Below are 24813 nucleotides of genomic sequence, written 5' to 3' on the forward strand. Positions count from 1 at the left end.
CGGATCATCTCAGTTTCCTCGAAAGGGAACCATGAACGCCCGTCCTCCTGTTCAGCGTCGCCTCTCTGGCGCCGCACGCAGCATCGGCACGCTGATGCTCGGCCTCCTCCTCGCCGTCATCGGCGCACTCCTCCTCGTCCAGCCCGCGGCAGCCGACCACCAGCCGGCGGGCGCCAATGGCTCGGTCAAGATCGACGGCACTCCGGTCGATGCGGATCCGTCCAACGAACCGCACGTGGTCTGTGGCTTCGACCTGCAGTTCTTCGGGTTCGATCCTGAACCCGGCACCAACACGGCCGACGTGACCTTCAACGTATGGTCCCCGACCAATCCCACGCCTCCGGTGGTGGTGCCACTTGCGGACAAGGGGCGCTCGTCGTTCGACTTCGTGGGTGGAAACGATCCGAGCAACGTCCTCAACCACAGCGAGTCCTACGAACTCGACCTCACCGGTCTCGAGGTGAACACCAAGGGCCAGGTGCACATCAAGGTCGACGTCACCGTGACCGACGCGGGCGGCAAGGTGGCGTTCCACAAGTACAAGGTGTTCTGGGTGCAGGCGTGCGGCACGGAGCCGACGCCGGAGCCGACCGACACGCCCACCCCGGAGCCAACGGTGACCGACACACCGAGCCCGGAGCCGACGGTGACAGAGACGCCGGAGCCGACCGACAGTCCTGAGCCGACACCTTCGGACAGCCCGGCACCGACAAGCACACCCGTGCCGGGCCCGGGTCCGACCGCGTTCGAGGGTGGTTTCGGCGGTAGTGGTGACGGCCCGGCAGGGGGTCTCGGTTCGGTTGCCCTTCTCGGTTGGGTTGTCCTGTTCACCGGCCTGGCGGTGATGGCGCTCGGCGGATTCCGGCTCCTCAAGCCGGCGCACCAGGGTGGACATGGCGCCGCCTAAGGCAGCGCGTTGGCTGTTCCTCGCCGTCGGCATCGTGCTGGCGGTGACGGGATGCTTCCTCGCGAGTGGGTCCCTGCCCGGGACCCACTCCGGGGAAGACCCGAACTCCGGGGGCAATGCCAGGTCAGGGGCCGCGGAGGCTGAAGGCCAGGCCACGGTGCATCGAGATCGAGCTGAGGCAGGTGTCCCGTCCCGGATCGAGATTCCCCGGCTGCACGTCAGTGCTCCGGTCCAGGGCATCAGCATGAGTAATGACCCGGCGAGCAAGAAGTACCGCACTCTTGTCCCGCCCAGTGATCCCGCCACCGTCGGCTGGTGGCAGGACGGTCCGATACCTGGTGCAGGCGTGGGCAGTTCGCTGATCGTGGGTCACACCCTGAAGCGACGAGGTGTCGAAGGCGTGGGTGGCGGAGCCCTCGGATATGCCGCCCGGTTGCGGCAAGGCGACGACGTCGACGTCTACACCAACCGCGGTGTGGTCAGGTACGAGGTCACCAGGGTGGTCCCGGACAAGGCGTTCGAGCAGGTGGCCGAGGAGGCGAAGACGATCGACGACCGGCACTTCCCGGGCGGGAGGCTGGTCCTCATCACCTGCTGGTACGACGGCTCACGCTTCACCGGGAACACGTTCGTCTTCGCCCAACCGGTCTGAGGCGCACGCTCCGGGACGGCCCTGAGCGGTGGTTTCCGTTTCAGCTCGTCTACGTCGGGGCGGTCAACATGGAACGTCTCTGTGCGTCGGACACGGTTACCGTCCTTCCTTGCCGTCGCTGAGCGTGTGGACGGCGCGGGCGATGGTGTCGGGGGAGAGGTGCAGCGCGAACGGGGTGAGGCTGTAGTAGTTGACCGCCTTTCCGTCGTCGGCAAGCTCGAGTTGCGCGGTGACGAGGCCAGCGGCTTGGAGCTTGCGCAGGTGCATCTGCAGCAGTGGTCGGCTGATCCCGAGCTGGCGGGCCATCGCGCTGACGTACTGCCGGCCCGGCCTCAGCGCCGCGACGACCCGCAGCCGGTGCGGGTTGGCCAGCGTGCTCAACGCCTGGAGCAGCTGGTCTCCGGTCAGCTCACTCTCACGCATGATCAACCTTGCACATGCTAGAAATTATTGGCAGGTGCTTCCAGTGCCGTCAACAGCACGGCACAATCGACTCACCGAACGCCCGATGCGCCCGCCCAGCTGGCCCGCCTTGAGCAGGCCCCACGGGAGGGAGCACGCGGGCGATCATGATGTCGGGAGGGTAACCAGTGAGCCGGCTTTCAGTGCGTACGGCGGACAAGGCGTCCAAGATCGAGAGCTTCGCTCCGACCGCGGGTCGGGTGCTCGGCGTGCTCACCCTGGCGATCGGGGCCCTGATCCTCGTCGACATCGTTCTCGAGTGGCGTACCTGGGACGGGTTCACGGCCGCCACGGTCGTCATCGCGGTGAGCGCGGTCGTCTGGCTCGCGCTGGTCCGCCCCTGCGTCGTCGCGTACGAAGAAGCCCTGGTCCTACGCAACATCCTGAGCGACACGTGGATACCGTGGCACCTGATCGAGTCGGTCGCCATCGCCCCGGTCCTCCAGGTGAAGGTGGCCGGCGCGGAACACCGCTCGGTGGCGGTCGCGTTGACCGGCGCCGACCGGCGGTCGCTGCGACGCCGATCGAAGCGCGACGCGGTGCGGATCGCCGAGGGCGGACTCCTGGAACCGGCCGACGCGACGGGCCCGGGCGCCAGTGTCTCGCCGTCCGACTACACCCTCCAGCGGATCGACGGGCTGTCGCGGAAGTATGCGGAGACGACCGCACAACAGACCGGCGGATCGGCGAAGGTCGAGCGGCACTGGCGGTGGCCGGAGTTCGGGGTGATCGCCGCAGCGATCCTGGTCGCCGTGGTGGCGAGCCAGTTCGGCTGAAGCCGACGAGGGCGCGCGCCTTCGTCGGCGTGCCAGGGTCACGCGCAGTCTGACCTTCGTGGCGCCAAACTTCGCGGCGCTGGCCTTCGCAGCGTCGGCGTTCGTGGGCAGCCTCTGGTTCTTCGCGCCCCAGAACCGGCACTATGCGAGCCCTGGCCATTGCTCGCGGAGGCCGGGCACAGTCGTACGGCTCTGACAAGTGGAGGCAACCGATGACGCGGTGGACGCACCGACCCGACGGTTCGACCTGGGGCGACTGGGGGGAGGACGACCAGCTCGGCCGGCTCAACCTGCTGACGCCCGCGAAGGTCCGCGAGGGAATTGCCGAGGTGCGGGAGGGCCTGACGTTCTGCCTCAGCCTTCCCCTCGACGCACCTGGCGGCAACGTGGTCAATCCCCGCCGGGTGCCTCCGGTGCTGTCGCCGACCAGTGACGAGAACGGTTTCCGCTACAACTTCCGTACAGGAAGGTTGGACGCGCGGCACCTCGACGTCGTCTGCGATGACAAGGTCGCCTTGACGCTGCAGTACTCCTCCCAGTGGGATAGCCTCTGCCATGTCGGGGCGATGTTCGACGCTGACGGTGACGGTGCGCCGGAAGCCCTTTTCTACAACGGTTTCCGGTCGGGAGCCGATGTGGTGGGCCCGCTGGCGGAGGTGGGCGCCGACGGTCATGCCTGCTATGCGTACAAGCTCGGTGTCGAGAACATGGCCGAGAAGCCGATCCAGGGTCGCGGTGTCCTCGTCGACCTCGAGAAGCATTTCGGCCGTACGCAGACCTACGTCGGTTACGACGAGCTGGCAGCCGCCATGGACGCCGACGATGTCGTGGTCGAGCCCGGCGACATGCTGCTTTTGCACACGGGCTATGCGACGGAGTTGCTGGCGATGGGTGGTACGCCGCACCCGGAGCGGGTGCACGCGATGTGCGCGGTGCTCGACGGGCGAGACGAACGCCTGCTGCAGTGGATCAGCGACAGCCAGATCGCGGCCCTGATCGCGGACAACTACGGCGTGGAGGCGTTTCCCGCCAAGGACGGTGGGCCGGATCCGCATGCGGCGTTGCCCATCCATCACCACTGCCTGTTCAAGCTCGGCCTCAACCTCGGGGAGATGTGGTACCTCGAGGAGCTGGCGCTGTGGTTGCGCGAGCACGAACGATCGAGGTTCCTGTTGACGGCTCCGCCCCTGCGCTTGCCCGGCGCAGTCGGTTCCCCTGCCAACGCCATCGCCACCGTCTGAGAGCGCAACGGTCCGGGCTGTGCTGGTCTGAGGCTGTGCCGGTCTGAGGGTGTCCCGAGGGACTCGCGAGGGATTGGCCGAGGCGTCGGCTGCGCATCAGGCGCCCAGCAGGTCCTGGATGTCCCTGCCGATGGCGGCAAGGGCTTCGTCGGCTGCGGTTCTCGCAGCTGCCAGGTCTACCGTGCCCGCTCCCGGATCCTCGACCGGTACGACGACTTCGACGTAGCACTTGAGTTTCGGCTCGGTACCGCTCGGGCGGATGAGGACCCGTCCCCGGTCGGCCAGAACGAAGCGGAGCCCGTCTGTCGGAGGCAAACCGCCGGGCTCGGGAGCGGCGAGGTCGTCGACCCGTTCGACGGGCCGGCCGCCGAGCGACCGGGGTGGAACCTTCCGCAGGCGTTCGAGCGTGGGGGTGGCGTCGGCGACGGTACGCAGCCGGACCGCGTGCTGCTGGGTGGCATGGACGCCGTACTCCGTGGCGATGTCGTCGAGCAGGTCGAGGAGCGTCCGGCCCTCGGCCTTCAACGCGGCCGCCAACTCTGCCATCCGGACGATCGCCGAGATGCCGTCCTTGTCGCCGACGGCGCCCGGGTCGACGCAGTAGCCGAGCGCTTCCTCGTAGCCGAACATCAGCCCCGGCACCCGGCCGAGCCACTTGAACCCGGTCAGCGTCTCGACGTAGGGCACATCATGGCGCGCGGCGATCGCCGACAGCAGGGAACTCGAGACGATCGTCGTCGCGAGCGTCCCGCGGATTCCCGACCGCAGCAGATGGACGGCGAAGAGCGCGCCCACCTCGTCTCCTGACAACCGGCGGAACCCGCCGTCGCTCGGCACCGCGACCGCGCACCGGTCGGCGTCCGGATCGTTCGCGAGCACGATATCCGCGCCGATGTGCGCTCCCAGCTCGAATGCGAGGTCCATCGTTCCGAGCTCTTCGGGATTCGGGAAGGCCGTCGTCGGGAAGTCGGGATCAGGCTCGGCCTGGGCAGCGACGACAGTGGGGGCGGAGAACCCGGTCCGTTCCAGTGCCGTCCGTACGACCGCACCTCCCACGCCGTGCAGTGGTGTGTAGGCGATGCGCAGGTCCCGGGGACCGGGGGCAGGCAGCGAGGCGACCCGCGCGAGGTACGCCTCCACGACACTGTCGTCGAGTGTCTCCCACCCCTCGCCGCGGGGGACGGACGTGAGCCGTCCGACCGCCGCGATCTCAGCCGCGATGTCGGCGTCAGCGGGCGGCACGATCTGCGTACCGTCGCCGAGGTAGACCTTGTAGCCGTTGTCCTGAGCGGGGTTGTGCGAGGCCGTGACCATCACGCCCGCGACGCATCCGAGGTGTCGGATCGCGAACGCCAGAACGGGTGTGGGCAACGCCCGGGGCAACACCAGTGGGCGCGGCCCGGCACCGGCGAGAACGGCCGCTGTGTCGCCTGCGAAGGTGCGGGAGTTGTGGCGGGCGTCGTAGCCGACCGCGACGGCGCCACCTGCATGTCCGTGCGTACGCAGGTAGGCGGCGAGTCCGGCGGCGGCCCGGATGACGACGACGCGGTTCATCCGGTTGGGCCCTGCGCCGAGTGCGCCGCGCAGGCCGGCAGTCCCGAACTCCAACGTTCCGGCGAACCGGTCCGCAAGCTCTGCCCGCGCGGCTTCGTCATCGTTTTCGGCGGCGGCGACGAGCGCGGTGAGTTCCGCACGGGTCACCGGATCGGGATCCTCCGCGAGCCATTCCCGCGCCTTCTCGACCAGACCGCCGAGCTCCATCGTGCCCACCTCGTTCACCCGACCCACAGCGCCCCCTCAATCCGGTGATCATGATCGTGATCATGAAAGCTTTTCAGCCGGACAGCCGACAAATCCTTCATGATCATGGACGAGCGGCGCCGCCACTGCATCATGGGCGAGCGGCGCCGCCACTGCATCATGGGCGAGCGGCGCCGCCACTGCATCATGGGCGAGCGGCGCCGGCACTCCGCCGGGGTGCCAACGCCGGATCGGTCAGCAGCGCCGCCGCCGCCGGGCTCGGCCTACGCCCGGCGGGGACCGCCACGACCGTCCGCCACTCGGGGACCGGCGCCCGGAGGGGTACGAAGCGCGCCCGGGTCTTCTTCTTCGTGAAGCTGTGCGGCACCAGCGCCACCCCGAGACCGGCGCCGACGAACTCGAGCAGCGAGTGGACGTCGTTGACCTCCAGCGCCACTCGCCGTTCGATCCGCGCGTCGGCGAGCGATCGGTCGGTGACGTCGCGGGTGATCCAGCCGGGGTGGAAGTCGACGAACCGTTCGTCCTTGCAGTCGGCGAGGTCCAGGCTGTCCCTCCCGGCGAACGCATGACCGGGCCCACACGCCAGCACCATCGGCTCGCGCGCCAGCGGTGTCACGGCGACCCCCGCCGGTTCGCCGGGCGGCTCGGACACCAGGGCGACGTCCATGTCGCCGGCCCGGACCTGCGCGAGCAGTTCTGGCGTACCGCCCTGCTTCAGCCGGATCTCCACACCCGGATGTGCCTGGTGGAAGCGGGCGAGCAGGTCCGGGACGCTCAGCGCGCACAGGCACTGCAGCGTCCCCACCACAAGCCGGCCGCTCACCAGCCCGCGGACGGCGGCGACGGCTTCGCGCGCGGCCGCCACGTCACAGAGCGTGTGTCGCGCCTCGACGAGCAGTGCCCGCCCGGCGTCGGTGAGCTCGACGCTGCGGGTGCTGCGGATGAAGAGCTCGGCCTCCAACTCCCGTTCCAGTGAACGAATGGACGCGGAGATACCGGACTGCGCCACGTGCAACCGCTGGGCCGCCCGGGTGAAATGTCGTTCCTCGGCAACGGTCACGAAGTACTCGAGTTGGCGTAGCTCCATGGCAGGTCATCACCTGGCCTGATCAGCTGGATCGGTTTCTTCTGTTGGACAGCTTAATCGTGCTGGGGCACCCTTGACCGCGAAGCTCGGGTCCGGACTGTGCCTGCTCAAGCCGCACGTCCGGTACCCCTCGGATGGAGGTACGCATGGAATATCGCACGCTGGGCGGCACCGGCACGATCGTGTCGTCGCTGTGCCTGGGCACGATGACGTTCGGTACGGAGAGCGACGAACGCGTCTCGCACGCGCAGCTCGACCGCTTCGTCGAGCAGGGCGGCACCTTCATCGACACGGCCAACGTCTACTCCTCCGGCGCGTCCGAGGAGATCATCGGCCGCTGGCTCGCCGCCCACCCGGAACTGCGCGAGCACCTCGTCATCGCCACGAAGGGCCGATTCTCCCGCACGGGTGTCCGCAACGAGCTCGGCCTCTCCAGGCTGCACCTGACCCGCGCCCTCGACGCCAGCCTCCGCCGGCTCCAGGTGGAGACCATCGACCTCTACCAGGCCCACGCCTGGGACCCACTGACGCCGATCGAGGAGGCGCTGCAGTTCTTCGACGACGCGGTACGTGCCGGCAAGATCCACTACGTCGGCGTTTCGAACTTCCTCGGCTGGCAGCTGCAGAAGGCCGCGCTACTGACCAAGCACCTCGGACTCGCGCCGATCGTCACCCTGCAGCCGCAGTACAACCTGCTCCAGCGCAACATCGAGTTCGAGCTGGTGTCCGTCTGCGAGAACGAAGGCATCGGCATCCTGCCTTGGTCCCCGCTCGGGGGCGGCTGGCTCACCGGCAAGTACACCCGCGACTCCACGCCGACCGGCGCGACCCGCCTCGGCGAGAACCCCGAGCGCGGCATGGAGGGCTACGCCAAGCGCAACGCGGCCGAACGTACCTGGCAGGTGATCGACGCCGTACGCAAGGTCGCCGAAGGTCGAGGTGTCTCGATGGCACAGGTGGCCCTCGCCTGGCTGGCCGACCGCCCGGCCGTCACGTCGGTCATCCTCGGTGCACGTACGGTCGAGCAGCTCGACGACAACCTCGGTGCGGCGGGCCTGCATCTGTCGGAGGAGGAGACCGCCCTGCTGACTGACGCGAGTACGCCGATCGTCGACGACTACCCCTACGGCGTACCAGGGGCGGCCCAGCGCAACCGGGCCGTCTGACTCACGGTCGGCGAGAGACCGCAAATGACCACGCTGCCCATGCCTCTGGACTCTGACCAGGCATCGACGCCTGGCTGAGTTCGCAGAGGCATGGGCAGCGTGGTCATTCTCCGCGCCCCGGCGCAGGCGCCCCGGCGTTACTCGCCCGGCGGCACGTGCCCGGCTACAGCCGTCCGACGAGGGCGGAGAGGAGCCGGCCCATCCGGTCCGCGGCGGCCTGGCCGGCGGCCAGCACCTCCGTGTGGGAGAGGGGTTCGCCACTGAGGCCGGCCGCGAGGTTGGTCACCAGGGACAGACCGAGCACCTCGGCGCCACCTTCGCGGGCGGCGATCGCCTCCAGGGCCGTCGACATGCCGACGAGGTCGGCGCCGATCGTCTGCAGGTAGCGGATCTCCGCCGGCGTCTCGTAGTGCGGTCCCGGCAGCTGTGCGTAGACACCCTCGGGTAGCGCCGGCTCGATCTCGCGGCACAGCGCGCGGAGCCGACCGGCGTAGAGATCGGTGAGGTCGACGAAGTGGGCGCCCACGAGCGGCGACTGTCCGGTGAGGTTGAGATGGTCGGCGATCAGGACCGGAGTGCCAGGCTCCCATTCCTCGCGGAGCCCGCCGCACCCGTTCGTGAGCACCGCCACGCGGCACCCCGCCGCGATCGCGGTACGTACGCCATGGACGACGGCCGCGACGCCGTGGCCCTCGTAGAGGTGCGTACGACCGAGGAACACCAGCACCCGCCGACCGCCGGCGACGATGCTGCGGACCCGACCGGCATGGCCGGCCACCGCTGGGGGTGCGAACCCCGGCAGCTCGGTGAATCCCACCTCAGCCACGGTGTCGCCGAGCAGGTCAGCGGCGGACCGCCAGCCAGTGCCGAGTACGACGGCCACGTCGTGGCTGGCTACTCCGGTGCGTTCGGCGAGGAGCGCGGCCGCGGATGCCGCCACGGCGTATGGATCGGTCCGTACGTCCGTCACGGAAGCCGACCCTACTTGTTGCCTGGCGAGCGGCGACGGCTTGGCTGAATCGAGCCATGACACATCAGCGCCACGGCAACTGCCTGGACCCGGATCATCTCCACTGTGAAGCTTCCGGAACGCCGTGTGCTGGCGGGGAGTCAGGAGGTTGAACGGTGAGATCACCGCGTGGCGCCCGCCGGGGCCCTCTTGCTTACCGAGTCGCCGTCGTCATCGTCGCCACCCTTGCCGCCGTGGGACCGGCATGGGGCGCGGCGCTGGGTGCGACATCGGTTGTGGTGTCGGGTGCGGGTCCTGCGACTGCCGACGTCAGCGCGGCAGCGACCAGGGGGACCCACACAGTCACGCTGATCACCGGCGACGTTGCCAGACTCACCGTGCTCCCCGGCGGCCGGAGGCTCGCCGAAGTCGTGCAGCAACCGGCCACGGACCCTCGGCCCTATTTCGTCGGCGACTACGACGGAGACGTACGCCTGATTCCCGCGGAGGCGATGCCGTATCTCGCGAGCGGCCAGCTCGACGAGAGCCTCTTCAACCTCACCGAACTCGTCGCGCAGGGCTATCGCGACGACGCGAGCCTTCCGCTGATCCTCACCGCCCCTGCCACGGGCGCCCGGGCGGACGAGGTGCCGATGACTCCGACCGGGGTCGCGCGCAAGCGCCGCCTGGGCAGCGTGTCTGCGTTGGCGGTAACACCGCGTCGGGAGGACGCTCGGGACTTCTGGGAGTCGATCGACGACGACACGCCGGCCGATGGCCTACCGCGGCTGGCTCGAGGGATCGGCAAGGTCTGGCTCGACGCCCGGGTGCGGGCCACCCTGGACGAGAGCGCCCCACAGATCGGTGCGCCGCAGGCGTGGAAGTCGGGTTACACCGGCAAGGGTGTGCGGGTGGCCGTGCTCGACACCGGCTACGACGCGGCTCATCCCGACCTCGCCGGCAGGGTCGCGGCTGCCCAGACGTTCGTTCCCGGTGAGACGGTGGTGGACGGGAACGGCCACGGTACGCATGTTGCTTCGACCGTCGGAGGTTCCGGTGCGCCCTCCGGTGGACGCCGTAAGGGGGTTGCCCCGGACGTCGACTTGCTGGTCGGCAAGGTTCTCGACGACCGCGGTCGCGGCTTGACCTCGCAGATCATCGCCGGCATGGAGTGGGCGGTCGACAACGACGCGAGGGTCGTGAACATGAGCCTGGGCGGCACGGCCTCCGACGGCACCGACCCGCTCAGCCAGGCGGTCGACGAGCTGAGTGCGCGTTCCGGCGCGTTGTTCGTTACCGCGGCCGGGAACTCTGGACCGGAAGAAGGCACGGTGGGGGCGCCCGGCACTGCCACGTCCGCCCTGACCGTCGGCGCCGTGGACAAGCAGGACGTCCTCGCGGGCTTCTCGAGTCGTGGTCCGCGGCGCGGCGATGGAGCCGTCAAACCCGAGGTCACGGCACCTGGCGTCGACATCGTGGCCGCCCGGGCCGCCGGCACCAACCTCGGCCGCGACCTGGACGAGTACGCCACCGCGTTGAGTGGCACCTCGATGGCTACCCCCCATGTCGCGGGGGCGGCGGCCCTGCTGGCGCAGCGGTATCCGGACTGGTCCGCCGCGCAGCTCAAGAGCGTGCTCGCCAGCAGCGCGGTGCCGGCGTTGGACGCGCCCGCCACGGCCCAGGGCACCGGTCGGATCGACGTTGCCGCGGCCCTCGCCCAGCGCGTCCACCCGAGTACGGCGACGGTGGCCTTCGGCAACCTCGCCTGGACCGGAGAATCTCGACCACCCGTCACCCGCGAGGTCACGTACACCAACACCACCGCCAAGACGGTACGCCTCGACCTCAGCGTCGACGTGGATCCACTCGCCGCCGGGAGCACCGCACGCGCCGACCTGGTGCTGGCGTCGCGGAGGTTGACGATCGCACCCGGGATGACGGCGACGGCCACTCTGCGTCTGGCCCCGAACGACACCGAGCCTGGGAGCTACGCCGGCCAGCTGATCGCCCGCGGCGCTGCTGCCGGAACGTTGCGTACGGCCGTCGGCTTCACGGTCGGCGGCCGGACCCACACCGTCGAGGTCTCGGCCATCGACAGGGACGGCGGACCTGCCCTTCCGGCCAGCGGAGCTCAGCTGTGGAACGTCGACACCGGCCAGGTCATGGTGCGGGCATTCGACGCGACCGGCACCCGCATCTTCCAGGTCCCGTCCGGGCGCTACGCCGTGATGGTCTTCGTCAAGACATCCGACGGCGGGACCTTCGACCGGTCGGTGACCCTGCTGGGTCGGCCCGACGTGACGGTGACGTCGTCGATGAAGCTCGCGTTCGACGCGCGGGACGCCGAACGGATGACGATCAGAACCCCCCGACCGGCCGACCCGGACCGGTACATCCTCTCCTGGTACCGCTCGATCGACGACCGGAGCGCACTCTCCGGCTGGGTGCTGTCCGGGAAGCAGACTCCGGAGGTCTACATCCAGCGGTTCCCGAAGGTCCGTACCGGCACGTTCCTGGTCGCGCACCGTTGGGGGTTCTCGCAGCCGCTGATGACGGTCGACGTCATGGGGGCGGGTGGCTTCAGGCTCCCGACGCCGCTGAAGCTCGGTGGCAGCGCGACACCGGCGTACGTCGGGAGCGAGGAGCTTCCCGTGGTCGACGGGGGCGACGCGACACCCGAGGACCTCGCGGCAGTGCCGGCGGCTGGTGCCGTCGTCGTGATCCGGTGGGCGGGGCCGGGCAAGAGCGCTGGCCAGGTGACGGCGGCCGCGGCTGCTGGCGCGAGCCTGGTCCTGTTCTACAAGGACGCTCCGGGCTACTGGTCCGACGGGTCGGTGGGCACGGCCCTTCCCGCGTACGGCCTGCAGCAGTCGGAGGCACAGCGGTTGTTGGCCCTGATCCCGGCGGGCGGCTCTGTGCCGGCGCGGGTGACCGGACGCCGCGACAGTGCCTACGGCTACGACCTCATGCTGACCGAACCCGAGGTGGACGGGCCGCTGACCTATGATGCCGGGCGGCTGCCGACCGCCGAGGTGACGACGTTCTTCCACCGCCGCGCCGTCCCGTCGCTGCCCGGCGAGGTGACCTACCGCGACGCCTTCGTCCCCGGCATCAGGGACGGTTTCCCGATCGCCCGGACCGTGGCCGCGCCGGTGCGGCGTACCGACCATCTCACGACGGCCGGTGACACGGCCTGGGCCCGCCGTTCGGTCGGCGACGCCCTGCATGCTCCGTGGCGAGGCTTGGAGTACGACCTGCCGCGAGAGTACGAACGCGGCGATGCTGTCGACCAGCACTGGTGGCCCGCACTCACCCGGCCCGCCGTCCTGGACCAGAGCGGCGACGAGCTGGACGGCTCACCGGTGGCGCGCTTCGGCGACGCAATCCGCCTGCTGATCCCGCCGTTCGTCTCCGGCGACCGGCAGATCTACGGGTGGGCCGACGACCCCGACGACCACACCGAGGTCGTGCTTCGCCGTGGCGGCGCCGAGGTCGGACGCGCCGACCAGTCGGTGACGCGGTTCCTGGTCCCGGCGGAGGCGGCAGTCTATGAGCTCGACATGACCGCACGACGGGCACCGGACACTTGGTCCACCACGTCGAACAGCACTCGCAGCGTGTGGACGTTTCGTTCCGGTCATGCGGCTGGCCGCGAGGTGCTGCCCCTGATCCAGGTGGACTACGCGCTCGAGACCGACCTCGCGAACCAGCTCGGCCGCTACGAACCCGCGCAGATCGTCCTCACGCCTGCGTACCAGCCCGGTGCTCGTGGGCCGGGTCACTTCCGCGTCGACGCCGAGGTGTCGTACGACGACGGCATCAGCTGGCAACTGCTCGGTTCGGTGCCCGGCAAGCGAGGAACCTTCGGCGTGACGCTGCCGCCCGCGCCGGACGGAGCCGAGGCGGGATCGGTGCGCGTGACCGTTACCGACGCCGCTGGGAACTCGCTGGTCCAACGCATCGACCGAGCGTGGCGGCTGTCTGAGTCGTGAGGTAGTGGGGTGGTCGCCACGTCAGAGGCCGACGTTGCGGCACGGGCGGCGGCGGAGCTCGGCGGCGTAGTCGTCCGGGGCGCCGGCCGCCTCCGCCGCCTCGGCGAGGATGCCGAGATAACGGGCCGAGGGTAGCCCGCCCTCGAACGCGTCCAGGACGTAGCTGACCGCCGTCACCGGACCTTCGAGGGTCTGCACCAGTACGCGGATCTTGCGGTAGAGACCGAGGTTCGCACCTTCCCACACCTCGAGCGTGGGTTCGTCGGCCGGTGCGACGTCGTAGAGGGCGACGAAGACCTGCGCCTTCTCGTCCTCGACGACAGTGGCGAGTGCGCCTTCCCAGCCGTGGTCCTCGCCGCCGAAGGTGAGCCGCCAGCCGACCAGCCACCCCGTGCCACGAAGGGGGGAGTGCGGGCAGCGGTCCGCCATCTCGAGCGGACTGAGGTTGGCTGCGTACGCGGCGTACAAGGTCACGATCTTTGAGGGTAACGGCCCCACGCAAGGGTTGGGGGGAGAACTGCGGGGTCACCTCGCCTATCTGGCTGACGGAGTATCGGTGAGAGAGGATGGGACACCGTGACCAGAGTGGTGATTGTCGGAGGCGGACCGGGCGGCTACGAGGCGGCGCTGGTGGCGGCGCAGCTCGGCGCGGAGGTGTGCGTCGTCGACCGCGACGGGCTCGGCGGCTCGGCGGTCCTCACCGACTGCGTACCCAGCAAGACCCTGGTGGCCACCGCCGAGGTGATCACCCAGGTCCGCGAGTCTGGCGAGCTGGGTCTGCGGATCGGTCGCGCCTCGCCTGAGGTCAGCGGCGTCACCGTCGACGTGGCGAAGGTCAACGCCCGGGTCAAGACCCTCGTCCGCGCCCAGTCCGCCGACGTCGACCGCCAGCTGCAGCGGGAGGGCATCCGGGTGCTGCGCGGCACCGGCCGGCTCGACGGACCCGACCGGGTGATCGCCACCCTCGCCGACGGGGGCACAGAACTCCTCGACGCCGACGTGATCCTCATCTCGACCGGCGCCCATCCACGGGTGCTCCCCGACGCCGTACCCGACGGGGAACGCATCCTCACCTGGGAGCAGGTCTATGACCTGGACGAGCTTCCCGAACGCCTCATCGTGGTCGGTTCGGGTGTGACCGGTGCGGAGTTCGCGGGAGCCTACAACGCGCTCGGCTGTGACGTCGTGCTGGTGTCGAGCCGCGACCGGGTGCTGCCGAGCGAGGACGCGGACGCCGCCACGGTGATCGAGGACGTGTTCACCCGGCGCGGCATGACGGTCCTGTCGCGGTCGCGGGCGGCGTCGGTGCAGCGTGGTCCGGTCGAGGGCGGCCGCGACGGCGTCGTCGTCACGCTCACCGACGGGCGCGTGGTGGAGGGTTCACACTGCCTGCTGGCCGTCGGCTCGATTCCCAACACCGCCGACATGGGTCTGGACAAGGCAGGCGTACGCCTGGACGACGCCGGCTTCGTCGAGGTCGACCGGGTCTCGCGGACCACCGCGCGCGGCGTCTACGCGGCGGGGGACTGCACCGGTGTGCTCATGCTCGCGTCCGTCGCCGCGATGCAGGGCCGGATCGCGATGCGCCACGCGCTGGGCGACGCGGTCCAGCCGCTCGACCTCGATCAGGTGTCCGCGACCGTCTTCACCGACCCCGAGATCGCCACCGTCGGCTGGTCACAGGCCGACGTCGACAGCGGGCAGGTGCAGGCGGTGAGCGTCAAGCTGCCTTTGGCACGCAACGCCCGCGCCAAGATGCAGGGCATCCACGACGGGTTCGTCAAGCTGTTCTGCCGCCCGGGCACCGGGATCATCGTCGGCGGCGTCGTCGTCGCTCCGCGCGCCAGCGAACTGATCCATCCGGTGTCGATCGCGGTGTCGGGACGCATGACCGTCGACCAGGTGGCAAACGCGTTCGCGGTCTATCCGTCCCTCTCCGGGTCGGTCGCCGAGGCGGCCAGGCGGCTGCACCTTCGGGGCGAGTCCCCTGGTACCGGACATGGGTGACGTACGCCGCCGCCATGTGTGCGACACCAGAGGTCAGGGAAAACTGGAATTGGGTCCGACAAGGGTCTGACGTAACGCCTCAGCGAACGGGGGAGCTGAGATGCGCGGGACACTCACGACGGGACCATCCACCGAGAACAGCAGCCGGCAGACCACCATAATCCGGAGGCGCTGGGCGCACTATGTCGTCCTGGTCGTCGTCGCTCTCCTGATGTTCGGCCTGACGTACGCCGCAAAGGTGACGCCGGCCGCCGGCGCCGACTCTCCGGACATAGCCCGCTCCGCCTCGCACCAGCGTGCCGGCACCGGTACCTGAGTCTCCGCATCCGGCGCCGGTGGATCGTCAGAAGCCGAAGTCGCCGCCGCCGAAGTCGAAACCGCCGCCGTCGCCGCCACCGCCGAAGTCGCCGCCGCCGTCGCCGCCGGCATCTCCACCAGCGTCGCCGCCGTCTCCACCAGCGTCGCCGCCGTCTCCACCAGCGTCGCCGCCGTCGCCGCCGCCTTCATCGCCGTAACCGCCGTCGCCGTAGCCGCCCCACATACCGCCCATCATCGAGCCCATGAGGAATGCCGGAAGCAGGCCGGACGTCGCGAAGCCGGCGAAGTAGCCCTGCATCCAGGGGGCGTAGGCGGGCCCGCCCTGCCAGTAGGGCACCCGCTCGCCGTCAGGGCCCGTCACCTTGCGGATGTCGGGTTCGGCGCCAGCGCGGACTCGCTCGGCGTCGGCGGCGCAGACCGGCACGGTGCGGTAGGCACCGCCGGCGGGCGCCCACTCGACGTCCTCGAACGACGGTCCGTGCTGGGGGTTGAAGAAGCATGGCGGCCGCCGCTGCGGCAGACCTTCGCCCTTGATCCGCGCGCGCACGCAGGCGACGGCGTACTTGCCGTCTTCGAGGATCGATGTGATGTGCTTGATGTCGTCAGGCCGCTGGGCCGTGTCGAGGGCCTTCTTGGCGGTGTCGTACTCGTCCAGCGCGCGTTCGTAGTCCTGCCGGGTGGCCTCGTCGAGGTCCTGCCCGGCGACGTCGGTGTCGAGGCGCTGCAGCTCTTCGCCGAACTTCGTGACGTCTTCGGCGGCGAACGCCTTGACCTTCTGCAGCTCGGCAGCCTCGAGCTCTCGGCGCTGCGTCTGCGCCCGCCGGTTGGCAACGAACGCGACGATGCCGATGATCACCACTGCGACAAGTAGAAACTCCACGAGCGGCCTCCCTTAGCCTGCTTTCAGCTTAGACGCTCGAACCCTCCCCTCGTGTTCCCCGCTCCCCGGGGTGATCCGCGGCGGTCGGCTGCACGCCCAGGAACCGCCCAGGATCAGGGCAAGTCCGGCGAAGGTGCCGATTCCCAGCGGCTCGTCCAGGAGCGCCGCGCCGTAGCCGATGGCGAACACCGGCGCGAGGTAGGCGACCAGGCTGGCACGCTGCGGCCCGACTTCGGCGATCAGCCGGTTGAACAGGACGAACGCACCCGCCGTGCAGGCGACGGCGAGGGCGAGGAGGGCGCCCCCAGCCGTCCACCCGGGCGCCCGGGTGGGCAGGTCGAGAGCCGCGGGCGGCACCAGCAGCACCGCCGCGGTCCCCATGGTCGCCCCGGTGAGGGCGGTGGCGTGCACCCCGTGCATGAAGCGCCGGACGAGGGTCAGCGCGACGGCGTAGGACATGGCGGCAGCGACCACCATGCCGGCGCCACCGAGGTCGACGGAGGCACCGGTGCCGATCCCGCCCAGCAGGAGAGCGACGCCGACAAGGCCGACGAGGGTGCCGACGAGCGCCTGGACGCTCGGGCGCCCGAGCGCCATGGCCGGACCGAGGACGACCAACCACAGCGGCGCCGTGGCCACCAGCGTTCCCGCGAGCCCGGAGTCGATGTGCCGCTCCCCGGCGGAGATGAGGACGAACGGCACCGCGACCTGGAAGAGCCCGACGAGCGGGAGGTACTTCCACCGGCCCTCGAGCGCGGACCGCCGCCGCCAGGTGAGGGGGAGGAGGACGAGTGCCGCCCCCGCCACCCGTACGAACGCGAGGAACGCCGGCCCGACGTCGCGCAACGCGATGCTGATGAAGAGGTACGACGATCCCCACAGGGCGGAGAGGGCGAGCAGTTCTGCCCAGGCACGACGTGGCATCGCCCACTCATTCCCGCCCTGCCGGGCCTGGAGGTCAGTCCTTGATCTCGCAGAGTACGGCGCCCGCCGTCACGGTCGCGCCGACCTGGGCGGCGAGCCCGGCGACCTTGCCGGCCTTGTGCGCGTTGACCGGCTGTTCCATCTTCATCGCCTCGAGGACGACGACGAGGTCACCGGGCTGCACGGTCTGGCCGTCCTCGACGGCCACCTTGACCAGGGTGCCCTGCATGGGCGAGGTGAGGGCGTCGCCCGACGCGGTGGCCTGGGACTTCGCGCTGTTGCCGCGCCGCGGCGGTCGCCGGCTGCCGGCGTCGGCCGCCTGCGAGGCGCCGAGCCCGGCCGGGAGGACGACTTCGAGCCGCTTGCCGCCGACCTCGACGGTGATGCGTTCCCGCGGAGGTGTGGCGGCGATTTCGGCGGTGCCGTCGTACGCCGGAATGGGGGTGTCGAACTCGGTCTCGATCCAGCGGGTGTGCACCTCGAAGGCGCCCCCGGGCGCCGTGAACGCCGGCGTGTCGAGGACGGCCCGATGGAACGGGATCACCGTCGGCATGCCCTCGACGACGAACTCCGCGAGTGCCCGCCGGGCCCGCTCCAGCGCCTGTGCACGGTCGCGTCCGGTGACGATGAGCTTGGCGATCAGCGAGTCGAAGACGCCTGGCACGGTCTCGCCCTGGTCGTAACCGCCGTCGAGGCGTACGCCCGGACCGGACGGCGCGTGCCAGCGGGTCAGCGTGCCCGGCGCCGGGAGGAAGCCGCGGCCGGCGTCCTCGGCGTTGATGCGGAACTCGATCGCGTGGCCGCGCAGCGGGGGATCGTCGTAACCGAGCGGCTCACCGGCGGCGATCCGGAGCTGCTCGCGGACGAGGTCGATGCCGGTGACCTCCTCGGTGACCGGGTGTTCGACCTGGAGTCGGGTGTTGACCTCCAGGAAGCTGATGGTGCCGTCCTGGGCGACCAGGAACTCACACGTGCCGGCGCCGACATAGCCGGCCTCGGCGAGGATCGCCTTGCTGGACTGGTAGAGCGTGCGTACCTGCTCGTCGCTGAGGAATGGTGCCGGCGCCTCCTCGACGAGTTTCTGGTGCCGACGCTGCAGCGAGCAGTCGCGCGTCGACACCACGACCACGTTGCCGTGCTGGTCGGCGAGACACTGCGTCTCGACATGTCGCGGCTGGTCGAGATAGCGCTCCACGAAGCACTCACCACGCCCGAACGCCGCCACCGCCTCGCGCACGGCCGAGTCGTAGAGCTCGGGGATCTCCTCGGCGGTGCGGGCAACCTTGAGTCCCCGCCCACCGCCTCCATAGGCCGCCTTGATCGCGACGGGGAGTCCGTGCCGGCTGGCGAAGATCGTCACCGCCTCGGCACCGGACACCGGATCAGGGGTTCCGGCCACGAGAGGGGCGCCGACCTTGGCGGCGATGTGGCGGGCCCGCACCTTGTCGCCGAGCGCGTCGATCGCCTCCGGCGGCGGGCCGATCCAGGTGAGGCCGGCGTGGGTGACGGCTCGGGCGAAGTCGGCGTTCTCGGCGAGGAAGCCGTAGCCGGGGTGGACGGCGTCGGCGCTCGCGCGCTGGGCGACCTCGAGGAGCTTGTCGACCGCGAGGTAGCTATCCGCCGGCGTGGTGCCGCCGAGCGCGTACGCCTCGTCGGCGACCCGGACGTGAAGTGCGTCCCGGTCGGGTTCGGCGTAGACCGCGACACTCACGACGCCGGCATCGCGGCACGCGCGGGCGATGCGGACAGCGATCTCGCCGCGGTTGGCGATGAGCACCTTGCTGATGGTCGACACCTGTTTGCACCTCACCGAGCCAGCTGGTCGCACGACTCCCGTGAGTCTATGGGGCGGTCAGGTCGCGTCGGTGCTGCCTACGGCGCGGCCGGATGGCGCTGTGCCGCCGCACGCCGCAGCCGGAGAGTACGTACGCCGGAGAGGACGACCAGCACCAGCACGAGGCCGGTGAGGGCGAGGACCGCGGCGACGCGTCCCGGCGACATCCGCTCCTTCGGCGCCGACGGCGCGGCCTGGTCCTCCGCGGGTCCGACCCCCTCGGCGGCCGGGCCGTCGTCGTCTGCGCCCGTCGAGACCGGGGCGACCTCCGGGGTGAACGCGGTCGCCTCGCCGTCAGGTCCGGGGACGAGCATCGCGGCGCCGTCCGGATAGCTCGGCGCGCCCGCGCCCGAACGACCGGTCACGCCGAGGACGATCTCGATCGGGACGAGATAGGTCTCGCCGTCCTGGTCCTCGCCGAGCGCGACCGCGACGTAGTAGTCGCCCGGGACGGCGAGCCGCCGCTGCGCGTCGCTTCCACCGTCGCGGTTCTCATAACGCACGTCGACCGTCGTGGTGCGAGCCATGGCGGTGGCGGTGTCGTCGATGACGGCCTGGTTCTGGCCGGCCACCTCACTCAACGGCGCCGTCGCCTTGCCGCGCGTCGGGCTGATGATCGAGACGTCGAGGAGCTGCGGGTTGTCGGTGAGCTTGGCGAGCTTCCGTGACGGTTTGGGTGCGCGAGCGGCCGCTTCGAGCCGCTGGCCCCAGCCCAGGCGGACCTTGAAGAACTGCACCTCACCGGGAAACAGCGACGACTGGTACCGCCCGGCGGTGACGAGCGGAGCATCGGAGAACGACGCGCCCGCGACGACCGGGCGGGCTGGAGCACTCGGTGGGCCGACCCACGACGGCCGGTCGTCGGCCGCTCCCGGCAGCCCGTCGCGCGACGTGACGGGTGGCTCCTCGATGACGGCGAGCTCGATGGGTACGCCGTCCAACGTCGTCCCGGTGCTGTTGGACTGCCGCAGGGTCAGGACGATCTCGTCGGCCTTCTGACACCGCTCGTCGAATGCCGTGGACTTGTCATAGCTCGACGTCGAGGCCGTGACGATCGGGTTCGTGCGTTCGTAGCTGACCGCCGTGCCGAGGCCGTAGCCGCAGACGTTCCCGTCGACGGTGGTGGTCTCGAGCGCGAGGGAGGCGACGGCGTTGCCGGGCGCGGGGCGGGCACTCGCGCCGACGTGCAGGGTCGAGCCCTTCGTAGACCGCTTCATCCGGTAGCGCTTCACCTCACCGCGGCGGGGAGCGGTGTCGACGTATTGGCCGGCGGTCAGCACCGGTGCGTCATCGACCGCGCCCGTGCCGGCGACCGCCTGACCGCTCACCCGGAACGGCCGGAACGCGCGGATGGACAACCTGTGCAGGCTCGCCGCGAGGTTGGCCGCGTCGTCGGTCTCGTAGAACGTCCCGCTGCCGGCGTCGGCGATGCACCGCAGCTGGTGCCGGGCGGTGGCGTCGACCCGGAACCCGACGACGTCGATCTTGAGGTCGATGCCGAGCCCGGCGATGTTCTTCGCGGTCGCGCACGGGTCGGGATCGCAGGTCTCCTCGCCGTCGGAGACGAGCAGGATCGTCCGCTTGCCGGTCGTGCCGAGATCCTTCGCGGCCTGCTGGAGGCTGTGGGAGATGGGAGTCTCGCCGTACGGTGTGAAGCCCGCGACGGCCTTCGTCAACGCCGGCTTGTCAGCGGGCCCGATCGGGACCGAGAGCTGGCTGTCCGTACACGCGCCGGGATCGGTCTCGCCGGGCACCGTGGAGCCGTAGACCCGCAGGCCCACCCGACCCTCGGTAGGGAGCCGTGGGATGAGTGCGTTGAACGCGGTGCGGGCGGCGTCGATCTTCGTCGACCCGTCGGCGTCGGGTTCCTGCATGGACCCGGACGAGTCGAACAACAGCAGCAGCTTGTGTGGTCCCTCGTCGGAGGTGGGATCGGCGGATGCCGCGGGCACCGAGGACACGGTGAGCACGGCGGTGAGCATGGCAAGCAGGCTGAGAGTGCTGGCTGCCGCGAGGAGTCTGGGCGGCGGGGTCGACATGGTTCTCCGTGCGTGGATGGCCAGTGATCACGAGGACGTGGGGGAGCTTGCCAGACAGTGCGGTAGTTCTGCCATCCGGCAAGGGCGACCGTTCGCCAGCCGGCTGGGCCCGCGCATCGCCATCCGCTTGGGCCCGACGCCGACTCAGGACCGCGGTGTCCAGCCGACGAGGACGGCGAACCGGAGGTTCCGGTACGGGCAGCAGACGTCGCTGAATCCCGCCTTCGTCAGCCACCGCAGCTGGTCGTCGACGGTCGCCGGCCGATCGAACGCCATGCGGGCGCGCGCCGCGGCAAGTTCGCCGTCGTCGCTGCCGAGGGCGCGGGCGCCGGCCTCCCACAGGGCGTCGCACTGTGCGTCGAGCCGCGGAGTCTCGCCCGCCACCTGCTCGGCGTTGACGAAGACACCGCCGGGGGCGAGGACCGCACGGATCCGGTGCATGAGGTCGCGTTTCCCGGCATCGGGCAGGTGGTGGATGGCCAGGGCGGAGATCACGGCGTCGTACGTACCGGACGGCAGCGGATCGGCGAGGTCCTGCTGGCGGATCTCGTGCGTGATCCCGCGGTCGGTCAGCATGCGCTCGGCCTTGGCCAGCATCGGTGCGGCCGAGTCGACGAGGGTGAACGACGCATCCGGTCGTACGCCGGACAGTAGGAGCGAGAAGAGCCCGGTCCCCGCCCCGAGATCGAGAACCCGCGGCGCCGCGGCCGGCAGGTCGAGGGTCGCGAACCGGACCGCGGTCGCGTAGAAGTCGTCGAAACACGGCACGAGGCGGCGCCGGCTCTCGTCGTACGTCCCTGCCGCTGCGCCGAACGCCTCAGCCACTGTCTTGTCATGTGAGACTCGGGTCTCGCTCATCGGACAAGCCTAGGGCATTGCGCGATCAGCAGATCGTGCCCGGTTGGGCGGCGGTGGCCCGCAGCAGGTCGCGTACGAGGTCGAAGTCGATCTGTTCCGGCCTGCGGAAGCGCAGGCAGCCCTTGCCCATGTCCAGTCCGGCCAGCCGGTCGGCGAACGCCTCCCGGAGGTCGCTCCGCAGGACGTACAGGGAGATGTACTGCTTCTGGCTGGCGAACGCGACCTCGGCGGTGCCGTTCCGTTCGTACGTGGGCATGCCGTAGGTCATGGCCTCGGTGAAGTCCGTGAGCTCCGCCCGGCACAGGTCGCGCAGGCGGGCGAGGGCGGCGTGGCGTTCCTCGGGCACGTCGGCGAGATAGTCGTCGGCGGTGAGGGCCTTGCTCTGCACCATTGCAGAAGCCTATGCGAGTCGGACGCGGCGGAGCAGCTGTGCGTTCAGGGCGACGACGATCGTCGAGAGGGACATCAGGATCGCGCCGACGGCCGGACTGAGACTGAAGCCGGCCCAGGCGAGCACGCCGGCCGCGAGCGGAATCGCGACGACGTTGTAGCCCGCCGCCCAGCCGAGGTTCTCGATCATCTTGCGGTACGACGCGCGGGACAGCCGGATCACGCCGGTGACCGCGCGCGGATCCGAGGTGGCGAGGACGACGCCCGCGGACTCGATCGCGACATCGGTGCCGGCGCCGATCGCGATGCCGACGTCGGCCCGGGCGAGTGCCGGTGCGTCGTTGACCCCATCGCCGACCATCGCGACGGTGAGGCCGCGCTCCTGCAACTCGGCGACCGCGCGGTCCTTGTCGGCGGGCAGGACCTCGGCGAAGACCTCGTCGACGCCTTCGCGGAATCCGAGGTCGGCGGCGACCGCTTGGGCCACCTGGCGGGCGTCGCCGGTGATCATCGCGATCGTGCCGAGCCCCAGCTGCCGCAGCTCCGCGATCGCCTCGCGCGCCTCCGGGCGTACCTCGTCCTCGAGTCCGAACGCCCCGAGCACGACAGGGGTCGCGGAGTCGCTCGGCGACGGCAGGCGGAGGAGGCAGAGGACGGCGGCACCGCGCTCGGCCCATGTCTCGGTCGCGGTACGCAGGTCCGGCGGGACCTGCGCACCGTGTTCCCGCATGAGCGCGGGGCCGCCCACGGCGTACGTCGTACCGTCGATGTCGGCCTGCGCACCACGACCGGTCAGCGCGCGGAAGCGGGTCGCCGCGGGCGGCGGAGTGGCTCCGTCGCGGCGGGCGGCGGCCGCGACGATCGCCCGCGCGAGGGGGTGTTCGCTGTCGGCTTCCACGCCGGCGGCGAGGCGGAGCGCCTCGGACTCGGTGGTGCCGTCGGTGGCGGCGACCCCGGCCACGACGTGCTCGCCCCTGGTGAGTGTGCCGGTCTTGTCGAAGAGAACCGCGTCGACGGTACGCATGCGTTCCAGTGCCAACCGGTCCTTGACGAGGATGCCGGAGCGGGCCGCGACCGCGGTGGACAGCGAGATGACGAGCGGGATGGCGAGACCGAGGGCATGTGGGCAGGCGATGACGAGGACGGTGACCGTGCGCGTGACGGACTCGCCGAGGTTGCCGAGCGCCCACCAGGTGAGGAACGTGAGGAGACCCGCACCTGTCGCGACGTAGAAGAGCAAGGCGGCGAAGCGGTCGGCGAGGACCTGCGCACGGCCACGGGAGGCCTGCGCCTGCGCGACGAGACGCTGGATGCCCGCGAGGGCGGTGTCGTCGCCGACAGCGGTGACCTCGACCCGGACCGCCGCATCCGTGGCGACCGTGCCGGCGACGACGCGATCACCTTCGCCGCGTGCCACCGGCCGGGACTCGCCGGTGATCATCGACTCGTCGAACTCCGCGCCGCCGGTGACGATCGTGCCGTCGGCGGGCACCCGTGCGCCCGGACGGACGAGGACGACGTTGCCGGGCCGCAGGTCCGTGACGTCGATGCGTTCGACGCCGCCTCCGGGGGTGAAGCGTTCGGCGTCGTCGGGAATCAGTGCGGCGAGGGCGCTGAGTGCGCCCTGTGCCTGGCCGATCGCCTTCATCTCCTGCCAGTGGCCGAGCAACATGATGGTGACGAGGGCCGCGAGCTCCCACCAGAACTCCAGCTGGAAGAGCCCGGCGGTGCTGGCGAGCGAGGCGACGTAGGCGACGACGATCGCCATGGAGATCAGGAGCATCATGCCGGGCGCGCGGTCCCTGATCTCGGTGACGCCACCGGCGAGGAACGGCCAGCCGCCATAGAGGAACACGACCGAGCCGAGCACCGGGCCGATCCAGGTGACGCCCGGGATGTCGAGGGAGTAGCCGAACCAGCCCATGACCATCTCGCTGGTCACCACGATCGGGATGGTGAGGACGAGGCTCAGCCAGAACCTGCGGCGGAACATCTCCGGATCATGTCCCGCGTGCTTGTCATGGCCGGCGTGCTGGTCATGCCTGGCCTGTCCAACCTGCGTGTCGTGCCCGTGGTGCCCGGTGTCGGCGTGCGTCATTGGTACACCATACCCCCCTAGGGTAATCGTGCAAGATCCTCGCGACAGCGGCGTTCCACCTCGGCGAGTTCGTCCAGCGTCTCCTCGATGTCGCGGCGGCGCTGCTCGAGTTCTTCCCGTCGTACGGCGATCTGCTCCAGGAGATACCGCAGCTGCCCGGCCTCCCCGGGTTCCGCGTCGTACATGTCGACGATCTTGGCGATCTCCTGGAGGGAGAAGCCGAGCCGCTTGCCGCGCAGGATCAGGCCCAGGCGTACCCGGTCGCGGGCGCGGAAGACCCGCTGGCTCCCACGCCGCTCGGGCGAGATGAGGCCTTGGTCCTCGTAGAACCGGATCGTCCGCAGTGTCACCGAATACTCCGCGGCCAGTTCCGTGATGGTCCAGGTTTCCTGCGTCGATCGGGCGGGAGCGTTCATCGGATATCCCTTGCGCCGAGGTAGAGTCAGACTTACGTTTACGTAAGCGTAAGCGA

At 70.2% G+C, this 24813-nt stretch carries 21 protein-coding genes; 8 read left to right on the top strand and 13 right to left on the bottom strand.

Annotated elements, in window-relative coordinates:
* The first annotated feature begins 31 nt into the window (after nt 1–31).
* Both ABN028_RS27075 and ABN028_RS27080 read left to right on the top strand, forming a co-directional pair.
* A complete protein-coding gene (locus tag ABN028_RS27075; protein ID WP_349326928.1) occupies nt 32–907 on the top strand; it encodes a hypothetical protein in 876 nt (291 codons plus the stop codon).
* Nucleotides 894–1559, top strand: coding sequence for a class F sortase (locus ABN028_RS27080; RefSeq protein WP_349326929.1), 666 nt, complete (start codon nt 894–896; stop codon nt 1557–1559). Before ABN028_RS27075 ends, ABN028_RS27080 begins: the two co-directional genes overlap by 14 nt.
* A gap of 96 nt (nt 1560–1655) precedes the next feature.
* Here the strand turns inward: ABN028_RS27080 and ABN028_RS27085 are convergent, their stop codons facing one another.
* Nucleotides 1656–1982: an ArsR/SmtB family transcription factor gene (locus ABN028_RS27085; RefSeq protein ID WP_349326930.1), complete on the bottom strand. Its 327-nt coding sequence runs from the start codon at nt 1980–1982 to the stop codon at nt 1656–1658.
* Between the two features lie 167 nt (nt 1983–2149).
* Between ABN028_RS27085 and ABN028_RS27090 the strand changes: the two genes are divergently transcribed.
* Together ABN028_RS27090 and ABN028_RS27095 are read left to right on the top strand one after the other, a co-directional pair.
* Entirely contained in the window at nt 2150–2797 is a 648-nt protein-coding gene (locus ABN028_RS27090; protein ID WP_349326932.1) for a hypothetical protein, read from the top strand.
* Between the two features lie 212 nt (nt 2798–3009).
* Nucleotides 3010–4038, top strand: a complete 1029-nt coding sequence (locus ABN028_RS27095; RefSeq protein ID WP_349698578.1) for a cyclase family protein — start codon at nt 3010–3012, stop codon at nt 4036–4038.
* A 96-nt stretch (nt 4039–4134) separates the two neighbouring features.
* On the opposite strand, the gene ABN028_RS27100 is transcribed toward ABN028_RS27095, so the two are convergent.
* A complete protein-coding gene (locus tag ABN028_RS27100) occupies nt 4135–5799 on the bottom strand; it encodes a phospho-sugar mutase (RefSeq protein ID WP_349698579.1) in 1665 nt (554 codons plus the stop codon).
* A 184-nt stretch (nt 5800–5983) separates the two neighbouring features.
* A complete protein-coding gene (locus ABN028_RS27105) occupies nt 5984–6886 on the bottom strand; it encodes a LysR family transcriptional regulator (protein ID WP_349326937.1) in 903 nt (300 codons plus the stop codon).
* Between the two features lie 146 nt (nt 6887–7032).
* Here ABN028_RS27105 and ABN028_RS27110 point away from each other — a divergent pair, with 146 nt between their 5' ends.
* Entirely contained in the window at nt 7033–8052 is a 1020-nt protein-coding gene (locus ABN028_RS27110; RefSeq protein WP_349698580.1) for an aldo/keto reductase, read from the top strand.
* A gap of 163 nt (nt 8053–8215) precedes the next feature.
* Here the strand turns inward: ABN028_RS27110 and ABN028_RS27115 are convergent, their stop codons facing one another.
* Complete coding sequence (locus tag ABN028_RS27115) at nt 8216–9022, bottom strand: purine-nucleoside phosphorylase (protein ID WP_349698581.1); 807 nt, start codon at nt 9020–9022, stop codon at nt 8216–8218.
* Nucleotides 9023–9177: 155 nt separating this feature from the next.
* Between ABN028_RS27115 and ABN028_RS27120 the strand changes: the two genes are divergently transcribed.
* Nucleotides 9178–12993 (top strand): S8 family peptidase, encoded by a 3816-nt coding sequence (locus ABN028_RS27120; RefSeq protein ID WP_349698582.1) that lies wholly within the window; start codon nt 9178–9180, stop codon nt 12991–12993.
* A 21-nt stretch (nt 12994–13014) separates the two neighbouring features.
* Here the strand turns inward: ABN028_RS27120 and ABN028_RS27125 are convergent, their stop codons facing one another.
* The gene (locus ABN028_RS27125) at nt 13015–13467 is read right to left on the bottom strand and encodes a gamma-glutamylcyclotransferase (protein ID WP_349326943.1); all 453 of its coding nucleotides are present in this window, start codon (nt 13465–13467) and stop codon (nt 13015–13017) included.
* Nucleotides 13468–13569: 102 nt separating this feature from the next.
* Between ABN028_RS27125 and ABN028_RS27130 the strand changes: the two genes are divergently transcribed.
* A complete protein-coding gene (locus ABN028_RS27130; protein ID WP_349698583.1) occupies nt 13570–15000 on the top strand; it encodes an NAD(P)H-quinone dehydrogenase in 1431 nt (476 codons plus the stop codon).
* Nucleotides 15001–15100: 100 nt separating this feature from the next.
* The gene (locus ABN028_RS27135) at nt 15101–15316 is read left to right on the top strand and encodes a hypothetical protein (protein WP_349326946.1); all 216 of its coding nucleotides are present in this window, start codon (nt 15101–15103) and stop codon (nt 15314–15316) included.
* A 27-nt stretch (nt 15317–15343) separates the two neighbouring features.
* Here the strand turns inward: ABN028_RS27135 and ABN028_RS27140 are convergent, their stop codons facing one another.
* The 8 genes from ABN028_RS27140 to ABN028_RS27175 form a co-directional block, all read right to left on the bottom strand.
* Nucleotides 15344–16198 (bottom strand): hypothetical protein, encoded by an 855-nt coding sequence (locus ABN028_RS27140; protein WP_349698584.1) that lies wholly within the window; start codon nt 16196–16198, stop codon nt 15344–15346.
* Between the two features lie 12 nt (nt 16199–16210).
* Nucleotides 16211–17122 carry a DMT family transporter gene (locus tag ABN028_RS27145; RefSeq protein WP_349698585.1) on the bottom strand — a complete coding sequence of 304 codons (912 nt, stop codon included), beginning with the start codon at nt 17120–17122 and terminating at the stop codon, nt 16211–16213.
* A 34-nt stretch (nt 17123–17156) separates the two neighbouring features.
* On the bottom strand, nt 17157–18917 hold the full coding sequence (locus ABN028_RS27150) for an acetyl/propionyl/methylcrotonyl-CoA carboxylase subunit alpha (protein WP_349698586.1): 1761 nt from the start codon (nt 18915–18917) through the stop codon (nt 17157–17159).
* Between the two features lie 77 nt (nt 18918–18994).
* Nucleotides 18995–20995, bottom strand: a complete 2001-nt coding sequence (locus tag ABN028_RS27155; RefSeq protein ID WP_349698587.1) for a VWA domain-containing protein — start codon at nt 20993–20995, stop codon at nt 18995–18997.
* A gap of 144 nt (nt 20996–21139) precedes the next feature.
* Nucleotides 21140–21853 carry a class I SAM-dependent methyltransferase gene (locus tag ABN028_RS27160; RefSeq protein WP_349698588.1) on the bottom strand — a complete coding sequence of 238 codons (714 nt, stop codon included), beginning with the start codon at nt 21851–21853 and terminating at the stop codon, nt 21140–21142.
* Nucleotides 21854–21878: 25 nt separating this feature from the next.
* Nucleotides 21879–22244 (bottom strand): iron chaperone, encoded by a 366-nt coding sequence (locus tag ABN028_RS27165; RefSeq protein WP_349698589.1) that lies wholly within the window; start codon nt 22242–22244, stop codon nt 21879–21881.
* 9 nt (nt 22245–22253) lie between these two features.
* The gene (locus tag ABN028_RS27170) at nt 22254–24341 is read right to left on the bottom strand and encodes a heavy metal translocating P-type ATPase (protein ID WP_349698590.1); all 2088 of its coding nucleotides are present in this window, start codon (nt 24339–24341) and stop codon (nt 22254–22256) included.
* A gap of 17 nt (nt 24342–24358) precedes the next feature.
* Nucleotides 24359–24757: a MerR family transcriptional regulator gene (locus tag ABN028_RS27175; RefSeq protein WP_349326956.1), complete on the bottom strand. Its 399-nt coding sequence runs from the start codon at nt 24755–24757 to the stop codon at nt 24359–24361.
* Nucleotides 24758–24813 lie beyond the last annotated feature (56 nt).

Source organism: Actinopolymorpha sp. B17G11 (assembly GCF_040196095.1).
In the GTDB taxonomy this organism is placed as follows: Bacteria; Actinomycetota; Actinomycetes; order Propionibacteriales; family Actinopolymorphaceae; genus Thermasporomyces.